General features: G+C 44.8%; 19 protein-coding genes. 10 read left to right on the forward strand and 9 right to left on the reverse strand.

Going from position 1 to position 22,158, the window contains the following annotated elements:
* Positions 1-34 precede the first annotated feature (34 nt).
* From thiI to rlmM, 5 genes are all read left to right on the forward strand, one after another.
* A complete protein-coding gene (thiI, locus tag GZN30_RS02305; protein WP_075650468.1) occupies positions 35-1,483 on the forward strand; it encodes a tRNA uracil 4-sulfurtransferase ThiI in 1,449 nt (482 codons plus the stop codon).
* 616 nt (positions 1,484-2,099) lie between these two features.
* Positions 2,100-3,014, forward strand: coding sequence for a transcriptional regulator GcvA (locus GZN30_RS02310; protein WP_075650466.1), 915 nt, complete (start codon positions 2,100-2,102; stop codon positions 3,012-3,014).
* Positions 3,004-3,633 (forward strand): alpha/beta fold hydrolase, encoded by a 630-nt coding sequence (locus GZN30_RS02315; protein ID WP_075650464.1) that lies wholly within the window; start codon positions 3,004-3,006, stop codon positions 3,631-3,633. Before GZN30_RS02310 ends, GZN30_RS02315 begins: the two co-directional genes overlap by 11 nt.
* Positions 3,633-4,028 carry a DUF423 domain-containing protein gene (locus GZN30_RS02320; protein WP_075650462.1) on the forward strand — a complete coding sequence of 132 codons (396 nt, stop codon included), beginning with the start codon at positions 3,633-3,635 and terminating at the stop codon, positions 4,026-4,028. The genes GZN30_RS02315 and GZN30_RS02320 overlap by 1 nt, the downstream gene beginning before the upstream one ends.
* Positions 4,029-5,120: a 23S rRNA (cytidine(2498)-2'-O)-methyltransferase RlmM gene (gene rlmM / locus GZN30_RS02325; protein WP_075650460.1), complete on the forward strand. Its 1,092-nt coding sequence runs from the start codon at positions 4,029-4,031 to the stop codon at positions 5,118-5,120.
* Between the two features lie 338 nt (positions 5,121-5,458).
* Here rlmM and GZN30_RS02330 read toward each other — a convergent pair whose 3' ends face one another.
* From GZN30_RS02330 to queF, 6 genes are all read right to left on the reverse strand, one after another.
* Positions 5,459-6,238, reverse strand: coding sequence for a DUF2076 domain-containing protein (locus tag GZN30_RS02330; protein WP_075650458.1), 780 nt, complete (start codon positions 6,236-6,238; stop codon positions 5,459-5,461).
* 261 nt (positions 6,239-6,499) lie between these two features.
* Positions 6,500-7,276: a flap endonuclease Xni gene (gene xni, locus GZN30_RS02335; RefSeq protein ID WP_075650456.1), complete on the reverse strand. Its 777-nt coding sequence runs from the start codon at positions 7,274-7,276 to the stop codon at positions 6,500-6,502.
* 59 nt (positions 7,277-7,335) lie between these two features.
* Entirely contained in the window at positions 7,336-8,703 is a 1,368-nt protein-coding gene (ppnN, locus tag GZN30_RS02340; protein ID WP_075650454.1) for a nucleotide 5'-monophosphate nucleosidase PpnN, read from the reverse strand.
* 398 nt (positions 8,704-9,101) lie between these two features.
* A complete protein-coding gene (locus GZN30_RS02345) occupies positions 9,102-10,667 on the reverse strand; it encodes a GGDEF domain-containing protein (RefSeq protein WP_075650452.1) in 1,566 nt (521 codons plus the stop codon).
* 111 nt (positions 10,668-10,778) lie between these two features.
* Complete coding sequence (locus tag GZN30_RS02350; protein WP_075650450.1) at positions 10,779-13,049, reverse strand: tetratricopeptide repeat protein; 2,271 nt, start codon at positions 13,047-13,049, stop codon at positions 10,779-10,781.
* A 13-nt stretch (positions 13,050-13,062) separates the two neighbouring features.
* Entirely contained in the window at positions 13,063-13,908 is an 846-nt protein-coding gene (gene queF, locus GZN30_RS02355) for an NADPH-dependent 7-cyano-7-deazaguanine reductase QueF (protein WP_075650448.1), read from the reverse strand.
* Between the two features lie 86 nt (positions 13,909-13,994).
* Here queF and syd point away from each other — a divergent pair, with 86 nt between their 5' ends.
* From syd to GZN30_RS02380, 5 genes are all read left to right on the forward strand, one after another.
* Positions 13,995-14,540, forward strand: coding sequence for a SecY-interacting protein (gene syd, locus GZN30_RS02360; RefSeq protein WP_075650446.1), 546 nt, complete (start codon positions 13,995-13,997; stop codon positions 14,538-14,540).
* Between the two features lie 2 nt (positions 14,541-14,542).
* A complete protein-coding gene (locus GZN30_RS02365) occupies positions 14,543-15,319 on the forward strand; it encodes a Zn-ribbon-containing protein (protein WP_161987023.1) in 777 nt (258 codons plus the stop codon).
* A 266-nt stretch (positions 15,320-15,585) separates the two neighbouring features.
* Entirely contained in the window at positions 15,586-17,673 is a 2,088-nt protein-coding gene (locus GZN30_RS02370) for a TonB-dependent receptor plug domain-containing protein (protein ID WP_075650582.1), read from the forward strand.
* Positions 17,674-17,687: 14 nt separating this feature from the next.
* Positions 17,688-18,221 (forward strand): YfiR family protein, encoded by a 534-nt coding sequence (locus GZN30_RS02375; protein WP_075650510.1) that lies wholly within the window; start codon positions 17,688-17,690, stop codon positions 18,219-18,221.
* Positions 18,218-20,119 carry a diguanylate cyclase domain-containing protein gene (locus GZN30_RS02380; RefSeq protein ID WP_075650512.1) on the forward strand — a complete coding sequence of 634 codons (1,902 nt, stop codon included), beginning with the start codon at positions 18,218-18,220 and terminating at the stop codon, positions 20,117-20,119. Before GZN30_RS02375 ends, GZN30_RS02380 begins: the two co-directional genes overlap by 4 nt.
* A 27-nt stretch (positions 20,120-20,146) precedes the next feature.
* Here the strand turns inward: GZN30_RS02380 and GZN30_RS02385 are convergent, their stop codons facing one another.
* Genes GZN30_RS02385 through dapE form a run of 3 tightly spaced genes read right to left on the reverse strand, consistent with a single transcriptional unit; the run spans position 20,147 to position 22,148 of the window.
* Positions 20,147-20,332: a DUF2897 family protein gene (locus GZN30_RS02385; RefSeq protein ID WP_075650514.1), complete on the reverse strand. Its 186-nt coding sequence runs from the start codon at positions 20,330-20,332 to the stop codon at positions 20,147-20,149.
* On the reverse strand, positions 20,332-21,012 hold the full coding sequence (locus GZN30_RS02390) for a M15 family metallopeptidase (protein ID WP_075650516.1): 681 nt from the start codon (positions 21,010-21,012) through the stop codon (positions 20,332-20,334). Before GZN30_RS02390 ends, GZN30_RS02385 begins: the two co-directional genes overlap by 1 nt.
* Before the next feature lie 2 nt (positions 21,013-21,014).
* Complete coding sequence (gene dapE, locus GZN30_RS02395; protein WP_075650518.1) at positions 21,015-22,148, reverse strand: succinyl-diaminopimelate desuccinylase; 1,134 nt, start codon at positions 22,146-22,148, stop codon at positions 21,015-21,017.
* Between the last annotated feature and the right edge of the window lie 10 nt (positions 22,149-22,158).

The raw sequence follows: 22,158 nt of genomic DNA on the forward strand, positions 1-22,158 counted from the left end.
TGATTGCGAAAACTGTTAACCAGTGAAGTGAAGTATGAAATTTATTGTAAAGCCCCATCCAGAAATTTTTGTAAAAAGTGAGTCGGTGCGTAAGCGCTTCACAAAGATTCTTGAGTGTAACATTCGCAACATTATCAAGCTTCGTACCGAGTCTGTAGCGGTGTTTAACCGTCGCGACCATATCGAAGTGACGTCAGAGAGCGACCAATACCATGCTGAGGTGTTAGAAATCCTAACGCATACGCCAGGTATCCATCACGTATTGGAAGTGAAGCAGTCTGACTTTACCGATATGCACAACATCTACGAGCAAGTGCTTGAATTAAGTGGTTCACTTATCGAGAACAAAACGTTCGTAGTACGTGCTAAGCGTCGTGGTAAGCATGAGTTTAACTCACTTGAACTTGAGCGTTATGTTGGTGGCGGTCTAAACCAAGCGGTAGAAACCGCAAGCGTGAAGCTGCGTAACCCACAAGTGACAATCAACATTGAAGTGTCTGGCGATAAGCTAAACCAAGTTCTTGCTCGTCACAAAGGTCTTGGTGGTTTCCCTCTAGGAACACAAGAAGATGTGTTGAGCCTGATCTCTGGTGGTTTCGACTCAGGTGTTTCAAGCTATCTACACATCAAGCGTGGCTCAAAAGTACATTACTGTTTCTTTAACCTAGGTGGTCCTGCGCACGAGATCGGCGTTAAGCAAGTTTCTCACTACCTATGGAATAAGTACGGCTCATCAGCAAAAGTACGCTTTATCTCAGTAGACTTTGAACCTGTTGTAGCAGAGATCCTAGAGAAAGTGGATGACGGTCAAATGGGCGTTATCCTAAAACGTATGTTTATGCGTGCTGCGGGCATGATTGCTGAGAAATTTGGCATTCAGGCGCTTGTGACTGGTGAAGCTCTAGGTCAGGTATCAAGCCAGACGCTAACGAACCTGCGCCACATTGATGGCGTAACGGATACATTGATTCTGCGCCCACTGATCAACTGGGATAAAGAAGATATCATCAACGTTGCTCGCGATATCGGTACTGAAGATTTTGCTAAGACCATGCCTGAATACTGTGGTGTGATCTCGAAGAAACCAACAGTGAAAGCGGTGAAAGGTCGCCTAGAAGCCGAAGAAGAGAAATTCGACTTCTCTATTCTAGAAAAAGTGGTTTACGAAGCGCGCCAAATGGACATTCGTGATATCGCGAAAGAGACAGAACAAGCGGCACCTGAAGTTGAGCAAGTTCAAGCGGTAGAAGAGCACGCAATCGTGCTGGATATCCGTAGCCCAGACGAAGAAGATGAAAGCCCATTAGAAATCGACGGTGTTGAAGTTAAGCACCTACCTTTCTACAAGCTATCGACTCAGTTTGGTGATCTTGACCAGAGCAAGACCTACCTATTGTACTGTGAGCGTGGCGTAATGAGCCGCTTGCAAGCGCTTTACTTGCAAGAGCAAGGCTTCGCAAACGTGAAGGTTTACCGCCCATAATGGTGGTGCAGCGCTAATTAATCAGCGTTGTTAAAAGAATCAATTAAGCGCAAATCGTTCATTCGGTTTGCGTTTTTTTTTGTCTCGTTTTTGTGATTCTTGAAGGCTTGTAGGGTGTGGTCAGTAATCTGGTTTTGGGTAGCTAGAGAGATTCCCTGTCACGCTCGTGCCTCGCTGCATGGAATGACAAAATGTAGGGGGAAGCGAGATTAGAGAACTGAGTACTATTTTTTGCCATTCTTGATAGCCCACAGGGCGTAGTCAGGAATCTCGCTTTCGATGTTTGAACTGAGGGTAGGAGTAAACTCCGGGCATAAAAAAACACCGCCTATTAGGCGGTGCTAAAAAATTTGACAGACAGGTCAAAATAAATACAGGAAGTATACGTTTTGTTTCTTGGGATAAATGAAACAAAACCATGGTAGAAATCTACCGAACTCGAAATACGAGTTTGCAAACACAACATCGCAACAACAAAGCCAATTGATTTAAAATAAACCAAGCCGTTCAGGCTCGCGTTGCGAGACGAAATATAGAATTTCTCTGGTCGTCAGGCAATGGACATTTTATAATGTTTCAGATAAAAAAAACTAATCCAATACATTGAGGGCTTCCTATGTCCAGAAGACTACCGCCTTTAAACTCATTGAAGGTATTTGAAGCAGCGGCTCGCCACCTAAGTTTTACGCGAGCAGCAGAAGAGTTATTTGTGACACAAGCCGCAGTTAGCCATCAAATCAAGGCTTTAGAAGAGTTTCTTGGTTTGAAACTGTTTCGCCGCCGCAACCGTTCACTCTTGCTAACCGAAGAGGGGCAAAGTTACTTTCTCGACATCAAAGATATTTTCACGTCACTAGCAGAAGCCACTGACAAAGTATTAGAACGCAGTGAAAAAGGTGCGCTTACGATTAGTTTATCACCAAGTTTCGCGATTCAATGGTTGGTTCCTCGCTTAGCGGACTTTAATCAGCAAGAGCCAGATATCGACGTTAGAATAAAAGCGGTCGATATTGAAGAAGGTTCGTTAACCGATGATGTTGATGTGGCGATTTACTATGGTCGAGGCAATTGGCCGGGCTTACGTGCCGATAAACTTTATCAAGAATTTCTAATCCCACTTTGTTCACCGTCACTGCTACTCGGTCCTAAACCGCTCGCTGAATTAGCGGACTTAAAAAATCACACCTTATTGCACGATACATCGCGTAAAGATTGGAAACAATTTGCTAAGTCGCATGGCATTGAAGGTGTTAACGTTAATCATGGTCCAATCTTTAGCCACTCGACAATGGTGTTGCAAGCGGCTGCTCACGGGCAAGGTGTTGCTCTAGGTAACAACGTGTTAGCGCAGCCAGAGTTGGATGCTGGGCGTTTGATAGCCCCTTTTGACGAAGTGTTGGTTTCAAAAAATGCTTTCTACGTTGTTTGTCATGAAAAGCAAGCTGACATGGGGCGTATCGCCACTTTCCGTGATTGGATGCTAGCCAAAGCACAGAGTGAGCAAGAGGAACTACTAGAAGATGACGAGTAATCGAATCGTTGATGGCGAACAAGGTTCGCCATTATTTGTTTTTGCCCATGGTGCAGGCGCTGGTATGGACCATGCATTTATGCAGCAAGTCGCGAATGGGCTCGCGGCAAAGGGTATTCAAGTTATCCGCTTTAATTTTCCTTATATGGTCAAGCGCGCTGAAGACGGCAAGAAGCGTCCACCCGATCGAGCGCCTAAATTGCTTGAAGCATTTGAGCAAGTGATTGCTGACTATGCGGATAAACCGATTGTCATTGGCGGTAAATCGATGGGCGGTCGTATGGCAAGCCTGCTTGGCGATAACGCTCAGGTTGCGGGTATTGCTTGTTTAGGTTACCCGTTTCATCCACCGGGTAAACCTGAGAAATACAAAGGTGAGCATTTAGCGAGTTTGGCTAAGCCATGCGTGATTTTGCAGGGCGAGCGAGATACCTTTGGTAAGCGTGAAGAGTTTACCGATTTTGCTTTGGCAGACAGTGTACAGGTAGAGTTTATTGCGGATGGTGACCATAGCTTTAAACCGCGTAAAAGCTCAGGCTATACGGAAGCAGGTAACCTTGCTCATGCAGTAGAAGTATTGAGTCAGTTTATTTTTGCTTGTTATAAGGGAGATCATTAATGCGCGCTAATAATCTTCTTGCGGTGGGCGGTGTTCTCGCGGGGCTAGGTGTGGCTCTCGGCGCTTTTGCGTCTCACGGTTTAAAGAAAATGCTTTCGCCTTATTTATTAGAAGTGTTCTCAATAGGAGTGCAATATCAGTTTATCCATGCCACCGCGATTGTGCTGTGTGGGGCGCTGTTATTACTTAATCTTGGTGAGAAAGCACAAAAGTATTTTTTCATCGCCGCAATTTGCTTTATCATCGGCATCTTTTGTTTTAGCGGCAGTCTCTATGCGCTAGCGTTAACCGGGGTGAAATGGTTTGGACCAATCACGCCGATGGGTGGTTTCACCTTTATGCTAGGTTGGGCACTGTTCGTTTTCGCAGCACTACAGATCAAAAGAGGTGAGTAAGTGAAACAACTGATGCTTTATTGCCGTTCGGGCTTTGAAAAAGAGTGTGCCGGTGAAATTCAAGACCGTGCTACGGCGTTGGAAGTGTTTGGTTTTCCACGTTTACAAAAGAACTCAGGCTACGTGCTGTTTGAGTGCTACCAAGCAGGAGATGCGCAAAAGCTAGTCAAAGAGTTAGATTTCAACTCATTGATTTTTGCTCGCCAAATGTTTGCCGTTGCGGCAGAGATTACGGATTTACCGCGTGAAGACCGTATTTCACCGATTCTTGATCAGCTTGGTGAAGTCGATGCGATGCCTCTATGTGGTGATATTCGCATTGAAACGCCAGATACGAATGAAGCAAAAGAGCTATTAAAGTTCTGTCGTAAGTTCACTGTGCCAATGCGTCAAGCACTGCGTGGCAAAGGCGTGCTAATGAACAAAGAGCATGCGAAAAAGCCGGTATTGCATATTTGCTTTGTACAACCAGGTCATTGCTACGTGGGTTACTCATTACCAGGTAACAACTCGCAGTTCTTTATGGGTATCCCGCGTCTTAAATTCCCAGCGGATGCACCAAGCCGTTCAACCTTGAAGCTTGAAGAAGCTTTCCACGTATTTATTCCACGTAATGAGTGGGATGAGCGATTAGCTTCAGGTATGTGGGGCGTTGACTTGGGTGCTTGCCCGGGTGGTTGGACTTACCAACTAGTGAAGCGCTCGATGTTCGTACATTCGGTAGACAATGGCATGATGGCGCAAAGCCTGATGGATACCGGTCAAGTTAAACACCATCAAGAAGATGGTTTCAAATTTGAGCCAGCGCGTAAGAACGTGACTTGGTTGGTGTGTGACATGATTGAAAAACCATCTCGCGTTGCACAACTTATGGGTGAATGGATCATCAGTGGTTGGGCAAAAGAGGCGATTTTTAACCTTAAGCTGCCAATGAAAGGTCGTTACGACGAAGTTCTGCAAGATATCGAAAACTTAAAGGTGTTCTTAATCGAGAACGGCGTGAAGTTTAAGCTGCAAGCGAAGCATCTATATCATGACCGTGAAGAGATCACAGTGCACGTTCAGTGCCTATCGAACATCTCGCCACACTAAATATTGGCTTTTTAGTGTTTGATAAAACCCGCGTTTAACGCGGGTTTTGTTTTTGTATCACAGGCTCAAGCCATTTTTGTCCTTCGGTAGTGCGCTTAGTTACACCTTTGTCATTCCTTGGTTCGCACCACTATTTTTCCTTTTCAAGGGCACAACACTATTTGTCATTCCATGGAGCGCGTATGCGCGAGCAGGGAATCTGCTTTTTGGTTTTATGAAAGCGAGATTCCCAACTCGGTCGTTCCTCCCTCTCGGGAATGACAATTTATGGGTCGAGCCTCCTTCTTAGAATTGACCAGTAGGGGGCGTGTCTTTAGCTGGGTAATGACAGGCATTAATTACCAGGAGTCGTCGTCGCCCCAACTGCCGGAATCATCGCCACCAAAGTCAAAACCGTCGCCCGAATCTTGATCGCCGCCCCAGCGCGTTGAGTCATCGCTAAAGCTCGAGTCATCCACACTCGAATCACTAAAGCTTGAGTTATCAAAATTGAGTTCATCTGGGTTGCCAAATCCGGTATCGGTGTTCCAACCCCCGGTGTAGCTTTGGGTATAATCATCGCTACCCGCTAAAAATGAACTGGCGCTATCATCTGTCGTTGCTGTGTCACTCTGAGTGTTATCGGTCGGACTGTTATCAATATTGCTATCTGCGCTATCGTCGGGCTGCTGATAATAATTATTGGTAATGTTTTCTGTCATTGGCTCTGCAGCGTGAGAGTCAGAAAAGAGCAAATGGCTTAGAGCACTGCCTGCGACCATACCCGCCGCTACACCAGCTGCAGTCTGCATAAAACCACCAAAAGCGCTGGGTTGATAGCTTGGTGCTGGCGGGCGTGGTGGCTGACGAGTCTCACCAAACATTTTGCTCATGGTGCCGCGTTTTGCTTCTTGTTGATAATACTCTGCGTTGCTTTGCAGGTAGTCATTACGCTTTTTCAACTCGGTGAGCGCCAGCTCTTGAGCAAGAGCTAACTGGCTGAGGCGATAGATAATATCGGGTTGTGAGGCAATTTTATTGCTAATCAGCTCTGCTGCAGCCTGGTCTCGGTTTATATCTTGTTTTGCAGCCAGCTTGTCGGCTAACTGCTCGATCATTGTTTGTTCTTGTGGAGTCATATAACCAAGTCCTCAAATCATATTCGGCTGTTGCTAGATCCCCATTGGCGATGCTAGCGCGCGCGGGATGATCGCAGTGTATGCCTGCGTTGAGCGATGCAACAGTAGTGAAATCTATCTTTGCGCGAATTGAAATTGAGAGCCGAGAGGGGAAGAACTGAGAATTGAGAGAGGGAGAGTTGAGAATAGAGAGCGCTGACGCTTAAGATCTGAGAAGTGAGAGTCAGAGGCACAATTGAGTTAACTGTGCCTCGAGAGGAATTACTGATTTGGACCGTTGTAGCGTAGGTCTTGTAAGTTAAAGCCTAGATCGATATCGGTTTTTAGTGCTGCAACTTGCTTACACTTGCGCGCCATTTCAATATCTTTATCTAATTTTTTACGGTACTTGGATGGTAATTCCTCGCTGGCAAAGGCTTGCTCAATATCGGTAAACTGAGTCAAAATTTCCTTTGCGGCTTTTGGTCCAATACCTGCCACGCCAGGGACTTGGCTTGAGCTAATACCGGTTAGTCCCCAGTAGTCAGCGAGTTGAGTCGGCTTTACACCAAACTCATTTTCAATAAACGGTTCATCTAGCCAGCGATGTTGAAAATAATCGCGAATCTGCAGGGTTGGAGAAAGCAGTTGGCAGTAGCCTTTATCGGTTGAAATGATAGTCACTTTTTCATTGTGACTGGCGACTTTGATCGCTAAGGTTGCAACCAGGTCATCGGCTTCGTCACCTTCTGAGAGTAGTGAATCAATACCTAACTTCCACCATGCATCTTGAATGGCATCTAAGCCGTTGACCAGAGGCTCGGGCATGGGTTTTCGGTTTTGTTTGTACTCGGGTAAAATTTCACCTCGCCAACCTCTGTCTTGCAGATGGTGATCAAATACCGCAATGATATGAGTCGGCTGTGCTTCGTTGATGATGCGGGTGATTGTGCGCCCCGTTGTGTCTATCGTTCTGGCGATATCAGTAGGATCGGGCTGAACCGAGTGAACACGACGGATCAAGTTGAGTGCATCGATAATAACGAGATGAATAGACATAAAGGTATAAAAAATAAGGGCCGATGGCCCTTATTGTAATAGAACTGAGTGCGAAAGTCTTATTTCGTCTCAGTAGCGATTTTGTAGCATGGTACGTAATCACTGCCGCCGGGAAGTTTCATACGATGCTGATTTACGAAGTCTTTTAGCAGTCGATCCATTTTCTTCATTAGCTGTGCGTCACCATCTAAGATGAATGGACCTTTGCGTTCAATTTCACGAATGCCTTCGGCTTTGACGTTACCCGCCACGATACCAGAGAAAGCTTGGCGCAGGGCTGCAGCTAAGTTTTCCGGGCGTTGGTTAAGGTGTAGGTCTAAGCTCGCCATTGCTTCATGGGTTGGGTCAAACGGCAGTTGGAATTCAGGTTCGATTTTTAGCGACCAGTTAAAGCTGTACGCATCACCCGTTTCTTTACGGTGCTCTCGAACATCTTCCATACTTTGTTTCATGATGCGTGCAACCTGAGCTGGGTCATCAATCACAATTTGGTAGTGTTTCTGCGCAGCTTCACCCAATGTGTCGCCAATGAATTGATCAATGGAGCGGAAGTAGGCTTCACTCTCTTTTGGACCGGTTAATACGATTGGTAGAGGCTGGTCAGCATTTTCTGGGTGCATCATGATGCCCAAAATATAGAGTAACTCCTCTGCAGTACCAGGACCTCCTGGGAAGATCACAATGCCATGAGCCATACGCACAAATGCCTCGAGACGTTTTTCGATGTCAGGCATGATCACCAATTCATTCACGATTGGGTTTGGCGGCTCAGCAGCAATAATAGAAGGCTCAGTTAAGCCCAGGTAGCGTTGGTCTGTGTAACGCTGCTTGGCATGACCGATAGCGGCTCCTTTCATCGGACCTTCCATTGCACCAGGTCCACAGCCAGTACAGATATTTAACTCTCTTAGACCGAGTTCGTTACCCACTAAACGGGTATATTGGTATTCGGTTTCGTTAATAGAGTGACCGCCCCAGCAGACGACAAGGTTTGGGTCGATCCCCGGAGTTAATGCGCCTGCGTTACGCAGAATACCAAACACTAAGTTCGTAATGTGAGTGGCATTGGTTAGGTTGAGACGTTGATTGTCCGCGAGGTGCATATTGACGTAAACGATGTCACGCAACACCGAAAACAGGTGTTCTTGAATGCCTTTGATAATTTGACCATCAACAAAAGCATGTTCTGGTGGGTTGGTGAGTTCGAGTTTAATCCCGCGTTCGCGACGCATCACAGTCACATCAAATGACTTGTACTTGTCTAATAACTCTTTGGAGTTATCAGTATGGCTACCAGAGTTCAATACTGCGAGGGTGCAGTTTCGGTACAACTGATACAGATCACTCGATGCGGTTTTCTTAAGGCGCTCAACTTCAAGTTGAGAAAGCAAATCCATACTACCCGCAGGACTGATATGGGTGATCATAGTGGCCTCCTTGACTATGTTTGGCAGCTTTAATTCCTGATAGTTGTCGATCGATTTGTTATTTCGATCTTGATTTCATCGCCGTACTGGCATTTAGGCAGGTACGGTTTGAATCAGTCAGGTTAGCGTTATACGTAAAGCTATCCGTGTTGTTCTTATTGTTGTTTACCATCGATACCATTGTTTGATTGGTTATATTGAGTCGTCAATGGTAGAGGTTGTGACTCACTAAACCTAAGTTGTAGCAAGCTAAATTCGGTATAACATCAATTGCTCAACTTTGTAGTAGTAAGCAATTGATATCTTTAAACCTATCACAAAAATAATAGCAATAAAAAAGCCGCTTAGCGGAGTTGCGTAAGCGGCTAGGGTTATTTATCAAATCCCACGGGGTCAAATCATTTCCAAATAACTTGCTCAGGACCTAAGTTTTCAGCTTGGTGAAGCAGGGTTCTTAAACGGTCTAGGATCTCTTCCGGTGTATCTGAATCTTTAAAGTTGGTGCTGGCTATCGTGGCTGTGATTGAGATTTGCTGTTCGCGGAATTTAAAGGGCAGACGAGAAATTTGACGCTGCACTTTTTTGATAAGCTCATAGCTATCTTCATCTGAACGCTCTGGCAGCAACACAATAAATTCTTCTCCGGAGATTCGAGCAATGGTATCAGCTTCACTCAATTCAGATTTGATATTGCGAGCAATGATCTTAAGTGCTTTGTCGCCTGCGCTGTAGCCAAAACTGTCATTGATTGACTTAAAGTTGTCGATATCAAATTGAACGATACGTAAATTGTGCTGGTTGCGAATCCAACGGCGATATTCAACTTCAAGACGTTCGTTGAATGCGGTGCGATTGAGCACCTTGGTCAACGGATCTTGCTGCATTCGCTCAGTTTGATCTTCGAGACGGCGTCGGTAATCTTGTGCTGTGTCTTGCAACGCTTCTAACTGACAGTGATTAAACTTCATTCGCTCTAGGAGCGACTTTTCACGCTCTTTGGCATGTTGTAATCGTTGGTTAAGCGCATCAATTTGACTCAAAAGTGGAGAAAGATTGGCTTTAGCTTCCTCAATAGTTTGCGCTTGCTCTAAGGCGGATTGACTGCTGTTAACGAGCTCGCCGAGCGCTCTGCCATGCTCAACGCGTTGGGCAAAGTAACTCTCGCTTTGATCGGCAATTTGAGCCGAGCTTTTCAGTGAGCTATCAATCGTATCATTGACGTGTATTAGGAACTGCTGGGATGTTTTGCGTTCAAAGTGTGTCGCCTGAATTACCAACTTAAGGACATGTAGAGTCTCTTCAAGCAGGGTGTGAGTATTTACCCCGAGCAGCAGTTTGGCACGAATATCATTGAGCAACTCGCCAGACTCACCAACGAAATCAAGTTCGGTGATTAAGTTTTGTAACTCGTTCTTGATGCTTTTTAGCAGCTCTTTGTCGGTATCATTAGCCAACACAGCGGCTTTTGATGCGTTATTGGTTACTAAAATTTTAACGGAACGTTCGTAGATAGTGAGCAGTTTGAGCGCTTGTTCGGTGCGAGGAGTGTCAGTGGCGACACTAAAGCTGAGTAGGTCACGTAAATCACGTTTTACTTTTGAAGGTATGCCGGCGACACGGAGAAGCGTTTCACCTGCATGTTTTACTTGCGCGTCTAACTGTTGCCTGTGCGAGTCCATAGCCACTGTATTTTGTTTAATTAAACGTTCAATTACCAAAAGCTTTGGTATTAATGTTGTCACATCTTTTTGTTTCTCAATAGCCAATTTAAGCTCTAAGAGCCCAGATTGCAAATTCGGGTTATCAATCGTACACGCGCTGCTCAAAGAGGTGACAACGCGTTGTAATACCTGAATTTCTCGTTTGAACTTTAGAGAAGAATCCCTTTGTGTCAATCGAGCTTGTTCCAATTGAGATTTCAGCTTATGAAGCTGTGACTGAAGATCTTGTTCGAGCGCGCCCATCTATATGTTCTTGTTTTTATGGGCAGGTAGCCCTATTAACTTATTCGTTAATAAACATACTAACAAATAAAAGGGCTTCGTCACTGCCTCTATGCAAGGAACTGGCTGAAATCAGTCATCTTTTAATATTTTTTTGAGGCTCTCCTCATTATTGAACGAAGAGTGTACTTTTATTAACCCCTGATTGATGGAGTGTTTGCACGCCTTGCGCACATTTCCCGTAGCTAAACTTGCCGCAGGAGCATTCTCGATTGCTTTTAAGTAAACCCAATGACTCTTCTTCTCTTCAAGACTGAGCGTGCGCGCGGCGCCCGTTGCCATCAGCAGGATGTCGAGTAGCTCTTTGTCATTGAGCGCGGTGTACGCTCGAGGCAAAAATGGGTAGTCGATCATGCCGAGTCGCACAATCCGGTTGAGTTTGGTTTGGGGTTTAAATTGTTCCACCCACTGCTGAATCTTTTCTACCAGCGCTTCTGGTGAGCTATTACGATCGCTATTTGGCTCAATGTAGAGCAAGTTAGCATCGGAGAAATGGTAGATACGCGCAGGTGCCAAGATCTTAGACTCGAGATATTCGCCAAACTCTTTCTCTAGTTTTAAACCATCGATGTATCCGTACTGCATGTGTAGGTTACGTAAAAATGGCACATCGATCATGACAAAGCGTAAACGATCATTGAGTGGTTCATGGATCAGTTCACCCACATGCCAACGTTCAAATTGATCGCTGCTCGCCTCTAAAGAGGCAGGCAATTTGGCATTGAGCATGCGTAAGTTTCTAAGTCTTGAGCGTGAGTGAGTAAATAAGTTTTGATTAAGCTTATCGATCTCTTCTTTTTGCAGGCGCATGATATGACCACGGCGCAGTAAGAAGATGAACAGCAAGGAGGCGGTGACAAACATCGCAAAGGCGATTTTTTGAAACTTGCGATACTCGACTTGTGCGTGAGTAAACTCTTGTTCTTTTCCTGTTAGGTGAATATTACGCTCAACAAAAGCTTTTTGCTGGCGGAACGCATCTTCACTGATCAGGTCCATCTCTCTTTGCTCGACAGAGACTAACGCATTGTACTGTTTGAAGTATTCGAGTGCGGTTTTGTAATCGCCTTTGAGTTCATAGCCATGATTAATCAAGCGATAAGCGTATTTTTGCGTAGAAAGTTCATTGATCTCTTGGGCAATTTTTAGTGCTTTTTTCCCATTTTCAATCGTTTCTTTCGCTAGGCGTTTTTCTGAAGAAATCCCTGAACGCAGCAAGTAAGCGTAGGCTTGCAGGTGCGGAACATCGGCAGTTTTAAGTAGCGCTTCTGCACGCTCTAAATATTGCTCCGCCAGTGGGAAGTTGACCAGGCTCAGGTAAGTGGCAGATAACGCGATACGAATATCTATTTCACTTTCGATATCGTTGTTGACTCGCTCGTGGTCCATCGCATTAAAGTATTGCACCAGAGCTAGGTTATATTTGCCTTGATAGTAGTAACTGTCACCCATGAGTTTAAGAATTTTTGGTAATACGGGTGAGTTCTCATAGTTATCATAGAAATCAGCCGCTTGTGATAAGTGATTGCTCGCTTTATCGAGTACTTTTCGGTCATAAAACAGTCGACCAAGACAGTAGTTGGTCTTACCGAGCAGCGCTCGTGAGTCTTCCTCAATCGCTTTCCAATAGGCAATCAAAAACTCAGACAGTGCTTTGTTGTACTGTTTGTGTGCCAGTAAGTGTTGACCGACTTTTAAGTGGTAGCTGATAACAATGTACGAAGATTTTACCGTATCAATAAATGGCTTAGCTTGTGTGAACAATTGGTTCGCTAAGTCGAGTTCACCTTCTTTAGAGGCTATCTCAGCTTTCAGCATGGTGATTTGGTATTGCAGACCTTTGGCTAATTGCTCAGGGTTCTTGACCTTTTTATAGTCTTGTTCAACCTGATGGAGCTGCTCTCTGGCAACAATGCCATTGCCAGAAAAACGCCATTGCAGTCTGACTTGATGCAGACGAACACCGATACCTAAGTAAGGCAGTTCATAAGTTTGGGTTAACGCTTTCGCTTCTGCTAGGTGCTTTAATGCGGCTTGAGGATTGCCGAGATTAAACTCGGCATCCGCTAAAATACTCAGCGCATCAATTGTTGCGCCGGGTGTTCGGATTCGACTGTCAGATTCATCACGAGAAATCGCCGCTGGGCTTTTTTCTGAACTGTCTGACAGTTTACGCTGGGCAAGGTAATCACTCGCGAGTTGACGAGCCTGTTGTGGCACGATATCTACGAGGTTATTCGCCTCATTGAGTGTCGGTGATGTGTATACAGGGTTGGCAATCGCGTGCGTGGTTAAAAATAGCACCAAAACAGATAGCCAACGCTCCCAGCGTAAATCTAGCATCCTTAGCTTTTCCTTATTGACGAGCCATGCGTTGGTTGTGGTTTGGCTGCTGCTGCTCGGTAGAGCGGAATGGATTGATATCCAAGCCACCGCGACGAGTGTAACGTGCGTAAACCGTTAACTTTTCTGGTTGGCAGTACTTCATAATGTCGGTGAAGATACGCTCAACACATTGCTCGTGGAACTCATTATGTTCTCTAAACGAAACGATATATCGTAACAAAGCTTCGCGATTGATTTTTTGACCTTGGTATTGAATCTCAACACTTCCCCAGTCAGGTTGGTTAGTAATCAGGCAGTTAGATTTAAGTAGGTGACTATGCAGCGCCTCTTCTACCACCTCTTCGCCAGCAGCATTGGCGAGTAGCGAAGCATCAAATTCATAGCTGGTGATTTCGATATCTTGCTCATCGATACAGTCACCTTGCATGGTCACAATCAGACTGTCGGTATAATCCACTACCGAACGAACGGTGACAGAAACCTCTTCTCCAGCACATGCGGATAGGTCTTTAACTAGCGTCTTCTCGACATCATCCCAAGAAGAGAAACGAGTTTGGTTGAAGCTGTTGAGATACAGTTTGAATGATTTTGACTCGATTAAATTGTCGCTGGTGGCTGGGATGCTTACTTCACCAACCGCAACTTGCGGTAAGCCTTTGTCATTAAGCCAAGATAATTCATAGAGAGTCCAAATATCACAGCCTTTGAATGGTAGGCTATCGCCTAGCTCAAGATCATCACGGTTTAAGCTGCGTGGCACAGGTTGAAGAAGTGAAGGGTTGTACTGACTAGCGTACTCGGTCTTTTGACCTAGAGTTAGACCTGCTAACTCTTTTGCGTCTGAATATTTGCTCATACTTAGGCTGGATTTCGATTAGAATAACGGGAATTTTACGCAATCTCTTACTCAGTGTCATTAACACAACAACCCTGGAGACTCGAATGGCTGATAATGCCTTGCAAGCTTTACGTGCATTTAGTGAAAAATACCGTTCTCAATACCAAGAAAAACATGGCAGTTTTCCGTTTAGTGAAGAGTTAGCCGAGTTAGTTTCTCCATGTGTCGAGCAAAAACGTGCCGACGGTGTTGAATGGCAGGCTTACCCTCGAGAGCAGTTTGCAGATTTTTCGAATGTAGAGACAGGCATTGAACTGACGCTGCACCAAGATATTAAGACTTTTTATGGCGCACAATACAGCGCGGATATGGAAGCCACTTGGAATGGCAATGAGTTATCACTATTGCAGGTATGGAATGATGACGACTTCGTTCGTTTGCAAGAGAATATTTTGGGGCATTTGGTTACTCAGCGTCGCTTAAAACTTAAACCGACCGTATTTATTGCGGCAACCGATGCGGAGCTGGATGTTATCTCGATTTGTAATATTACGGGGAACGTGTTGCTAGAGCGTTTAGGTACGGATAAGCGTGATGTTTTGGCTGACAGTTTGGCTGAGTTTCTAACAAACCTTGAGCCAGTGGTATAATTGTGTACGTAGTTGAACTTCAATTTGAGTGTTTTGATAACACCACTATTAGCGCCGTTGATAAAGCGATCAATGGTTTAATGGATGCATTGCGTTATAACGGTCAGGTACTTGGTCGCGAGTTTCCGATCGTCATGGGTGAGGGGGAGTTCTATGTCAGAGCAGTTTGTCCTGAGAAAGAAAGCCTACATCCCAAATATCATTCAGATTTCGTCAAGGTGTGTATTAATCGTCTTGCTGATGCATGTCTGCTGGCACCGAAAGTACGCTTGCTCGGTCGTGATTTAAACTCTGAGCAGGCAGCTGAAGAAGAAACGCCAAGTTGGCAGGTGCTTTACACCACTTATGTGCATACATGTTCGCCGTTACGCAGTGGTGAGACCTTATTGCCAATCCCTCTCTACCGTAATCCGCCCACCTTGAATGGTGATCACAAGGCTGTCGTTAAATGGCAGACCGAGTGGCAAGCGTGTGACGAATTACAAATGGCAGGTGGATGTCGTGCAGAGCATGCTGCGCTGCATGAAATTTGTGATACTGATAGTGTGCTATTTCGTCGCGGCTGGGATTTACGTGGTCGTATTGAATATATTACTAAGATCCCGACATATTATTACCAATATCGCGTTGGGGGCAAAAGCCTTGCAGACGAGCAGGCACGAAAATGCCCTAAATGTGGTGGTGAATGGCTATTAGATGAACCATTGCATGATGTGTTTTATTTTAAGTGCGATGAGTGCCGAATTGTTTCTAATATTTCTTGGGATCATATTAAATAATTTATCTTGAGTTAATATAGAACGATCTGGAGCGACATTAATTTGACATGATAATTTTAATGTCGCTTAAGTTAAGTTGTTGAAAATAATGACTTTATTTTTTATTTCAATTGTTTTTTGTTGTGATGATAAAAATAATAATCATACAACGTACGTTATGGGACAGTATGAATCGTGATGCAATGATATAATTGCTTTGCCCTTAAGTTATACATTCGCCGTTAAAATAACAATGCTCAAGCATGGCGGGTGAAGAGATATTATTCATGCGTTACCCAATTCCGTTCATTGTTTCGTCAGCTATTCTATTTTCTCCAATATCTTCTGCAGAATTCGATCTAGATGCTTTGTTAGATATGCCTCTTGATTCTTTGGCCGATACCAAAGTTGTCTCGGCTACTCGAACAGCACAGAGTTTGTCTGATATTGCAGCTTCTGTTTATGTAATTACGGCTAAAGAAATTAACCGCTCTGGTGTTCGCTCTGTCGCTGATGCCCTTGCACTCGCTCCAGGGCTTCATGTAGCCAAATATTCTAACTATGATTGGGGTATTACTGCTCGTGGCCAAAATAAACCGTTAAGTAATACACTATTGGTAATGGTCGATGGTCGCAGTGTATTTAACCCAATGTTTTCAGGTGTGGACTGGGATTTAATTCCAGTGAGTTTGGATAATATTGCCCAAATTGAAGTGGTGTTAGGTCCGGTCGGTACTATTTGGGGTGGTAATGCAACCAATGGTGTAATCAACATTATTACCCAAGAAGCGGAAAAAACACCACGAGGTAAATTGACCGTCAAGGAAGGTAATTACCATTATTCAGAATACCAGATTCATGATTCGACAGAGATCGGTGAATATGCGAACTTAAGTGGTTACTTTGAATATGTTGATCATATGCCATGGACCAGTGAAGAAGAACGAGTTCAAATCGCGCAGCATTTTAATGTCTATACTGAACGCTTTGGGGCTCGCCTCGACTATCAAAAATTCGCAGATACCTTGAGTATTCAAGTTGGGGGGATTCGCTCTCGAGAGGACTATCAATGGATTGAATATCTACCGATAGGAAGCAATAAATATGGTGGCGACCCCTATGATACAGAAATGACCATGCAGGAATATTTTGCAGGTTTACAACATATTCATGATTTCCAAAATAGTGACAGTTGGGATAACAAAGTTTGGTTAACCTACAGTTCAAATGATGGACCTGATCGCAATGCAAACTTTTGGCGTCTTGATCTTGATTCACATTATACCATTGCAGACTTATGGGGTACTCAGTTAAGTATCGGTGGCAATATTCGTTTAATTGATGAAAAGCTGGGTAAATACAGCGAAATTGATCAGTTTTCTATGCCATATCTTCGGGTTACAGATGACCATGAATTTTTTAGTCAAAATTATGGTCTCTATGCAAACTGGGATATCGAACTTGGCGAGAAAACGCATCTTACGTTGGGCAATCGTTGGCAATATCATAACTTGACAGACAAGGTCTATGCTCAGCCTCAAGCACGCGTTAGCTATAATCTTGCCAGTAACCAACGCGTGTGGGCGGGATGGGGGCGAGCAGTGGTGACCCCTTCTCGGTTAGAAATGGATACTACTTTTCAGCAGAATATGTATAAGCCTCAAAATGACGCGTATGAGTATATTGGTAGTATGCAGATGAACGGCAACGATAACATGGACGTTGAAAAGATAGAGACGTTTGAGTTGGGTTATCGTTTTTGGCAGGGAAATCAGATCCAACTTAGTTTAAGTGGATACTATAGTCGTCATGACAATATAAGGGCGGGAAGACAAGTTTATCCTGAATCTCCGCAAGACAAACCAGTTGATGGCATTTACGTTTCTCAATATGAAGATCCGCTATGGTCTGAAACTATGGGAGGGGAAATTGCGCTGAAATGGCAACCTCTGTCAGATGTGCAGTTGAATACTAACTACAGCTATAAACGTATTGTTGGTCACTGTAAAGGTGCGTTATGCGCAGGCAGTGATGTGGCTAAAAGACAACTTGAGAATCAACCAAACCACTTTGTCAATGCACAGCTTATTTGGGACATCAATCCGCAGTGGTGGGTTAGTTCGACGATGCACTATGTTGGTAAGTCCTCACCGCATCCAGACTACACGACCAATCAAGCCTATGAATGGCCTGAAGTGATTAGCTTTGACGCTTCGGCAAGTTGGCAATTGAGCAAGCAAGCGCCACGATTGACACTTAGTGCAGAAAACCTTGGTGCTGAGCAATCGAAAGAGTTTGCGGAGTATCAAAGCCCGTTCCAAAACGGCACACAATATTGGTTAACCCTTGAATGGCAATATGGCGCGTTAAGATAAAACGAATAATGAACATGGTATTGAAATTTAAACCAACTTTAGCCAGCATCCTACTACTGATTGGGCTGTATTCTTTTTCACAAGCCGCAGCGGCCAAAGTGGATGATGTCGATCTTAAAGCGGTCTACTTGTTCCGTTTTGCCTTGTTAGCGGATTGGCAAAATACAGGGGTAGAGTCGGACTATCTTGAGTATTGTGCGACGGATATTGATGATATCAGCTTGCGTCTTGAAGCGATTGTTGCGAGCAAGGCGCAGATGGCTCGCTTCTTTTTGTTGTCTGAAGCGAGCGAAGCGCAGGTTTGCCACATTCTCTACACCAAAACAGAAGACGCGGAAGCGATAGAAAGGCTGCGGCAGCAATTCCCTCATGCGTTGCTGGTGGGGGAAGGTGTCGATTTTGTTGCTAATGGCGGCATGATAGCCTTTGTTAAAGTGAGAAACCGTATTCGTCCGCTTGTTTCACGTTCCAATGTCGAACAGTCTCAAGTATTACTGCGCTCTCAGCTTCTTGAAGTGTCCGAGATTTATGAGGCAGGTACCTCATGACTTTCCTCCGCTTTACCCAGTTACCATTGCGCTACAAGATGATGCTGCCGACCTGGTTTATGGTGATGCTGTTGGTCGGCTTGATTGGTACGCCTGCGATTCACTTATTGATGCTGTCGCAACGTGATGCACAAGAGCAGAGAATTCATATTCTGTCTCAAGGTGTGGCCGCAACTTTACAAGCGGCATTGATGTTTGATGACCCGATTACTGCCAAAGAGCAGTTGGTGAATCTTAATTTTGATCCGGTCATTATCGCAGCCAAAGTGGTCAATCAAAGCGGTAATAGAGTCGCGGATATTGAACAGCTACCCGATGCATGTCGATGGTCAGAACAACACCTTGTGTGTGATGGATTTAGTTTTTCGACCGTAGAGACCGATATCTCAATGTTAGGAGAGAGTCTCGGTAAATTAATCGTGTGGGAATCGCTAGAAGCGATAGAAGATAAAGAGAAGGAGCTATTTAGCTACCTTGGTATTCTCGCCCTTGCTGTCTCACTTTTTTCTTGGTTTTTTGCTCGGGTGCTACACAGTCTCATTGTTACCCCGCTTAATGCTTTGCATGAATCGATGGAGCAGACCATTACGCAAGGTATGACGAAAAAAAGCATCGAGATATACCATGATGATGAAATAGGTAAACTTACCGCCTGTTTTAATGACATGATTGCCAACTTGCTCGACCGTGAATCTCAGCTACAAAGCGCTTTACTCAGCGTAGAACAGAAGAACCGCTATATTCATAGTGCACTCGGTGTGATGAAGCGTGGTGTATTGGTTGTATCACCAGGCAACAAGGTCGAGTATTGTAATCCAGTCGCGAATCAAATCTTTAATGACAAACGTCTAACCAATACTCGCATTGCAATGGAAAGCAATTTCGAGCCTAAATCAGCGATTGAAATGGTACTCAATGCTGTTGAACATCACCTTGCTTTACCGAGTGTTGAACTTAGAGCTCAAGCCAGTGAACAGCGCTACCGCGTTAGTTGTCATCCGCTTAAGGAAGCAGGGCAGTCCTTGCTTCAATTTCAAGATGTTACCCAAATCAATATTGCGGAAAAGCGCCGTATGTTGCTTGAATTGATGTTTGCTCAATTCCAAGACGCGATTTTGGTACTGGATCGGGATCTTAAGGTCGAAACCCAAAACAATACGGCGCGCCAATGGTTTGGTGAAATAAGCTCAATACATGACTTGGTGTTTAAACAACCGATTCAAGTGACTCAGCAGATGAAGCGAGATTTACTCAATGCTGGTCTGTTGTTCCGTGAGCTTGAAATTGAGCATCAGAGCAAGTGTTGGATGCCATATGAACTTAAAGCCCGGGCACTAAAGGGTAACGATGGTCGCGTTGAAGCATTTGTGATCAGTATTACTGACCTTAGTGTGGGTATTGAGCTTAAGCGCCTTGATTTTGCCGCCAATCATGATCCGTTAACCGGGCTTGCGAACCGTTCTAAAGCCCTAAAACATCTACAAGATCGTCATAGTAAAGGTGAATCTCAGTTTGTCTTTTTCCTTGACCTAGATGGCTTTAAAGCGGTCAACGATCAGTTCGGTCACAGTGTTGGCGATGAATTGCTTTGCATTGTCGCCAAACGCCTAGAAGGCTGTATTTCGGCACATGATTTAGTGTCACGCATTGCTGGCGATGAGTTCTTAATTGGTATCCGTGGTACCAATCAGTGTCAGCCTATTGCTCAGCGCATTATTGATACCTTGTCCAATCCAATCGTAATCAATGGTCAAGAATGTCATGTGACAGCGAGTTTAGGAATTAGTTATTGGTCGGCCAGTGATGGCAGTATTATTGAAGATAAGATTCAGCAAGCAGATAGTAATATGTACACTGCTAAACGCTTGGGTAAAAACCGATTTTATTATGCTCAGTAGTTCTGGTGTTATTGTGGCTTAGCACCATTAACGAGGGCTTTGATCTTTATCAGAGCTCTCATCAGCTTTCGGCTCTTGAGGCTTTGCTGCGTCAGGCTTTTTCTTCATTTGGGTGGTTTTCATGTTGGCAGTGTATTTCAGCACGCTAATGTTGCCGATAATCACAGCCAGCACGATGGCAATGATCACCCAAGGGTTAGTCAGTAAGTCCATCATGATTCTCCACTGATGTTGGTGATAAATTGAGTGTAGATGTTTTCGAGGTTATCGAGCACTACTTGGTTGCCTAATATTGGAGATAAACGCAAACGAAAACGCAATTGTTCTATGGTTAGCTGATTTAGGCACGCTTTTGCTGTGGCTTGGTGACTGATATGCCAAGGCTCAGGGGCAACACCGCCGAGATCTTTGGCATAAGGAAAGAAAAAACCATACTGAGTAAGGTTATCTTTAAGCCATTGGTAAAATTGAGTTTGATGCCCTTGTAGATACTCCCACGGCTCAAGCTGCAATGTCACCCCCTGTGGTAATGATGCACGATCAAATACGTCAAAATCACACCCCCAATGATGGCGACTGGCTCCCGGTAGTGCAGACCAGCGCAAAATCGCCATGGCTTTTTCTTGTTCAGAAAGTGTATCACTATCAAGTGGCTGGCTATGACTATCTAAGAGAGTACTGATACCAGCCATCTTGTTGTTCCAAATCGTTTTCTGGCGTTCAAAATCACGAAAGCCGCTCGCGATATTGAGATTAAAACCAGCCTGAGCGGCACCGTCTTTTAGTGCCAGCAAATCTTGTTGCACTGCTGGGTGGACAAGGAAAACCTTTTGTCCAAATAGAAGTTCAACCAGATGATCACTGGTGACTCCGCAAAGCTGCTCAGGCGTCATTTTCACGCGAGTACGTTCTCCAGAATGTTTTGGTACATGTCAGTCAGCTTCTCTAAATCAGCAATGCTGACACACTCGTTTACTTTATGAATGGTGGCGTTGACCGGACCAAGTTCCACCACTTGAGCGCCCATTTGTGCGATAAAGCGACCATCAGAAGTCCCACCCGTTGTCAGTAGCTCTGGCGCTTTATGGTTCACATCTGCCACACCTTTAACGACTGCCTCGAGCAGTGTACCAGTATCGGTCAAAAACGGCTGTCCACTTAGAGTCCATTTTAGATCGTAGTCCAAACCGTGAGCATCGAGCGTTGAGTGAACGCGGCGTTTGATTTCCGTGTCCGTCAACTCAGTGCTAAAACGGAAGTTAAACTGCACATCAAATTCACCAGGGATCACATTCGATGCCCCAGTACCAGCAGCAACATTCGGGATCTGGAAACTGGTTGGTGGGAAATAGTCATTGCCGTTATCCCACTTGGTCGAAGCGAGTTCAGCTAGAGCCGGTAATGCTTGGTGAACCGGGTTATTGGCTAAATGCGGATAAGCAACGTGCCCTTGGGTACCTTTGATGCGTAAATCACCCGTAATTGAACCGCGGCGACCATTTTTCACCACATCACCTACCGCGTGAGTACTTGAAGGTTCACCGACGATACACATATCGATGATCTCATCACGAGCCATTAAGGTGTCCACCACTCGGGTGGTACCATTAATAAATGGTCCTTCCTCATCTGAGGTAATCAGAAAAGCTAATGAGCCTTTATGATCAGGGTGTTGGGCAATAAAACGTTCTACAGCGACAACCATACACGCGAGTGAGCCTTTCATGTCGGCGGCACCACGGCCATGTAAGTAGCCGTCAATAACGGTCGGTTCGAAAGGCGGCGTGTGCCATTGCTCTAGTGAACCAGCAGGTACCACATCCGTATGCCCAGCAAAAGTAAACAGGGGAGCTTGGTTACCGCGGCGAGCCCAGAAGTTAGTGGTATCTTCAAATACCATCACTTCAATTTCAAACCCAAGTGCTTGCAAGCGCTCAATCATTACTTGTTGGCAGCCTGCGTCTTCTGGTGTAACTGATTGACGGCTAATGAGATCTTTTGCCAAAGCCAATACAGGGCTATCTGTCATCCTTGAAATC

The sequence above is a fragment of the Vibrio ponticus genome (genome assembly GCF_009938225.1).
Lineage (GTDB): Bacteria > Pseudomonadota > Gammaproteobacteria > Enterobacterales > Vibrionaceae > Vibrio > Vibrio ponticus.

Bases quoted from the DNA above. Each gene is read 5' to 3' on its own strand.
- thiI (WP_075650468.1), top strand. From the start codon at position 35: ATGAAATTTATTGTAAAGCCCCATCCAGAAATTTTTGTAAAAAGTGAG.
- GZN30_RS02310 (WP_075650466.1), top strand. From the start codon at position 2,100: ATGTCCAGAAGACTACCGCCTTTAAACTCATTGAAGGTATTTGAAGCA.
- GZN30_RS02315 (WP_075650464.1), top strand. From the start codon at position 3,004: ATGACGAGTAATCGAATCGTTGATGGCGAACAAGGTTCGCCATTATTT.
- GZN30_RS02320 (WP_075650462.1), top strand. From the start codon at position 3,633: ATGCGCGCTAATAATCTTCTTGCGGTGGGCGGTGTTCTCGCGGGGCTA.
- GZN30_RS02330 (WP_075650458.1), bottom strand. From the start codon at position 6,238: ATGACTCCACAAGAACAAACAATGATCGAGCAGTTAGCCGACAAGCTG.
- xni (WP_075650456.1), bottom strand. From the start codon at position 7,276: ATGTCTATTCATCTCGTTATTATCGATGCACTCAACTTGATCCGTCGT.
- ppnN (WP_075650454.1), bottom strand. From the start codon at position 8,703: ATGATCACCCATATCAGTCCTGCGGGTAGTATGGATTTGCTTTCTCAA.
- GZN30_RS02345 (WP_075650452.1), bottom strand. From the start codon at position 10,667: ATGGGCGCGCTCGAACAAGATCTTCAGTCACAGCTTCATAAGCTGAAA.
- GZN30_RS02350 (WP_075650450.1), bottom strand. From the start codon at position 13,049: ATGCTAGATTTACGCTGGGAGCGTTGGCTATCTGTTTTGGTGCTATTT.
- queF (WP_075650448.1), bottom strand. From the start codon at position 13,908: ATGAGCAAATATTCAGACGCAAAAGAGTTAGCAGGTCTAACTCTAGGT.
- syd (WP_075650446.1), top strand. From the start codon at position 13,995: ATGGCTGATAATGCCTTGCAAGCTTTACGTGCATTTAGTGAAAAATAC.
- GZN30_RS02370 (WP_075650582.1), top strand. From the start codon at position 15,586: ATGCGTTACCCAATTCCGTTCATTGTTTCGTCAGCTATTCTATTTTCT.
- GZN30_RS02375 (WP_075650510.1), top strand. From the start codon at position 17,688: ATGGTATTGAAATTTAAACCAACTTTAGCCAGCATCCTACTACTGATT.
- GZN30_RS02380 (WP_075650512.1), top strand. From the start codon at position 18,218: ATGACTTTCCTCCGCTTTACCCAGTTACCATTGCGCTACAAGATGATG.
- GZN30_RS02385 (WP_075650514.1), bottom strand. From the start codon at position 20,332: ATGGACTTACTGACTAACCCTTGGGTGATCATTGCCATCGTGCTGGCT.
- GZN30_RS02390 (WP_075650516.1), bottom strand. From the start codon at position 21,012: ATGACGCCTGAGCAGCTTTGCGGAGTCACCAGTGATCATCTGGTTGAA.
- dapE (WP_075650518.1), bottom strand. From the start codon at position 22,148: ATGACAGATAGCCCTGTATTGGCTTTGGCAAAAGATCTCATTAGCCGT.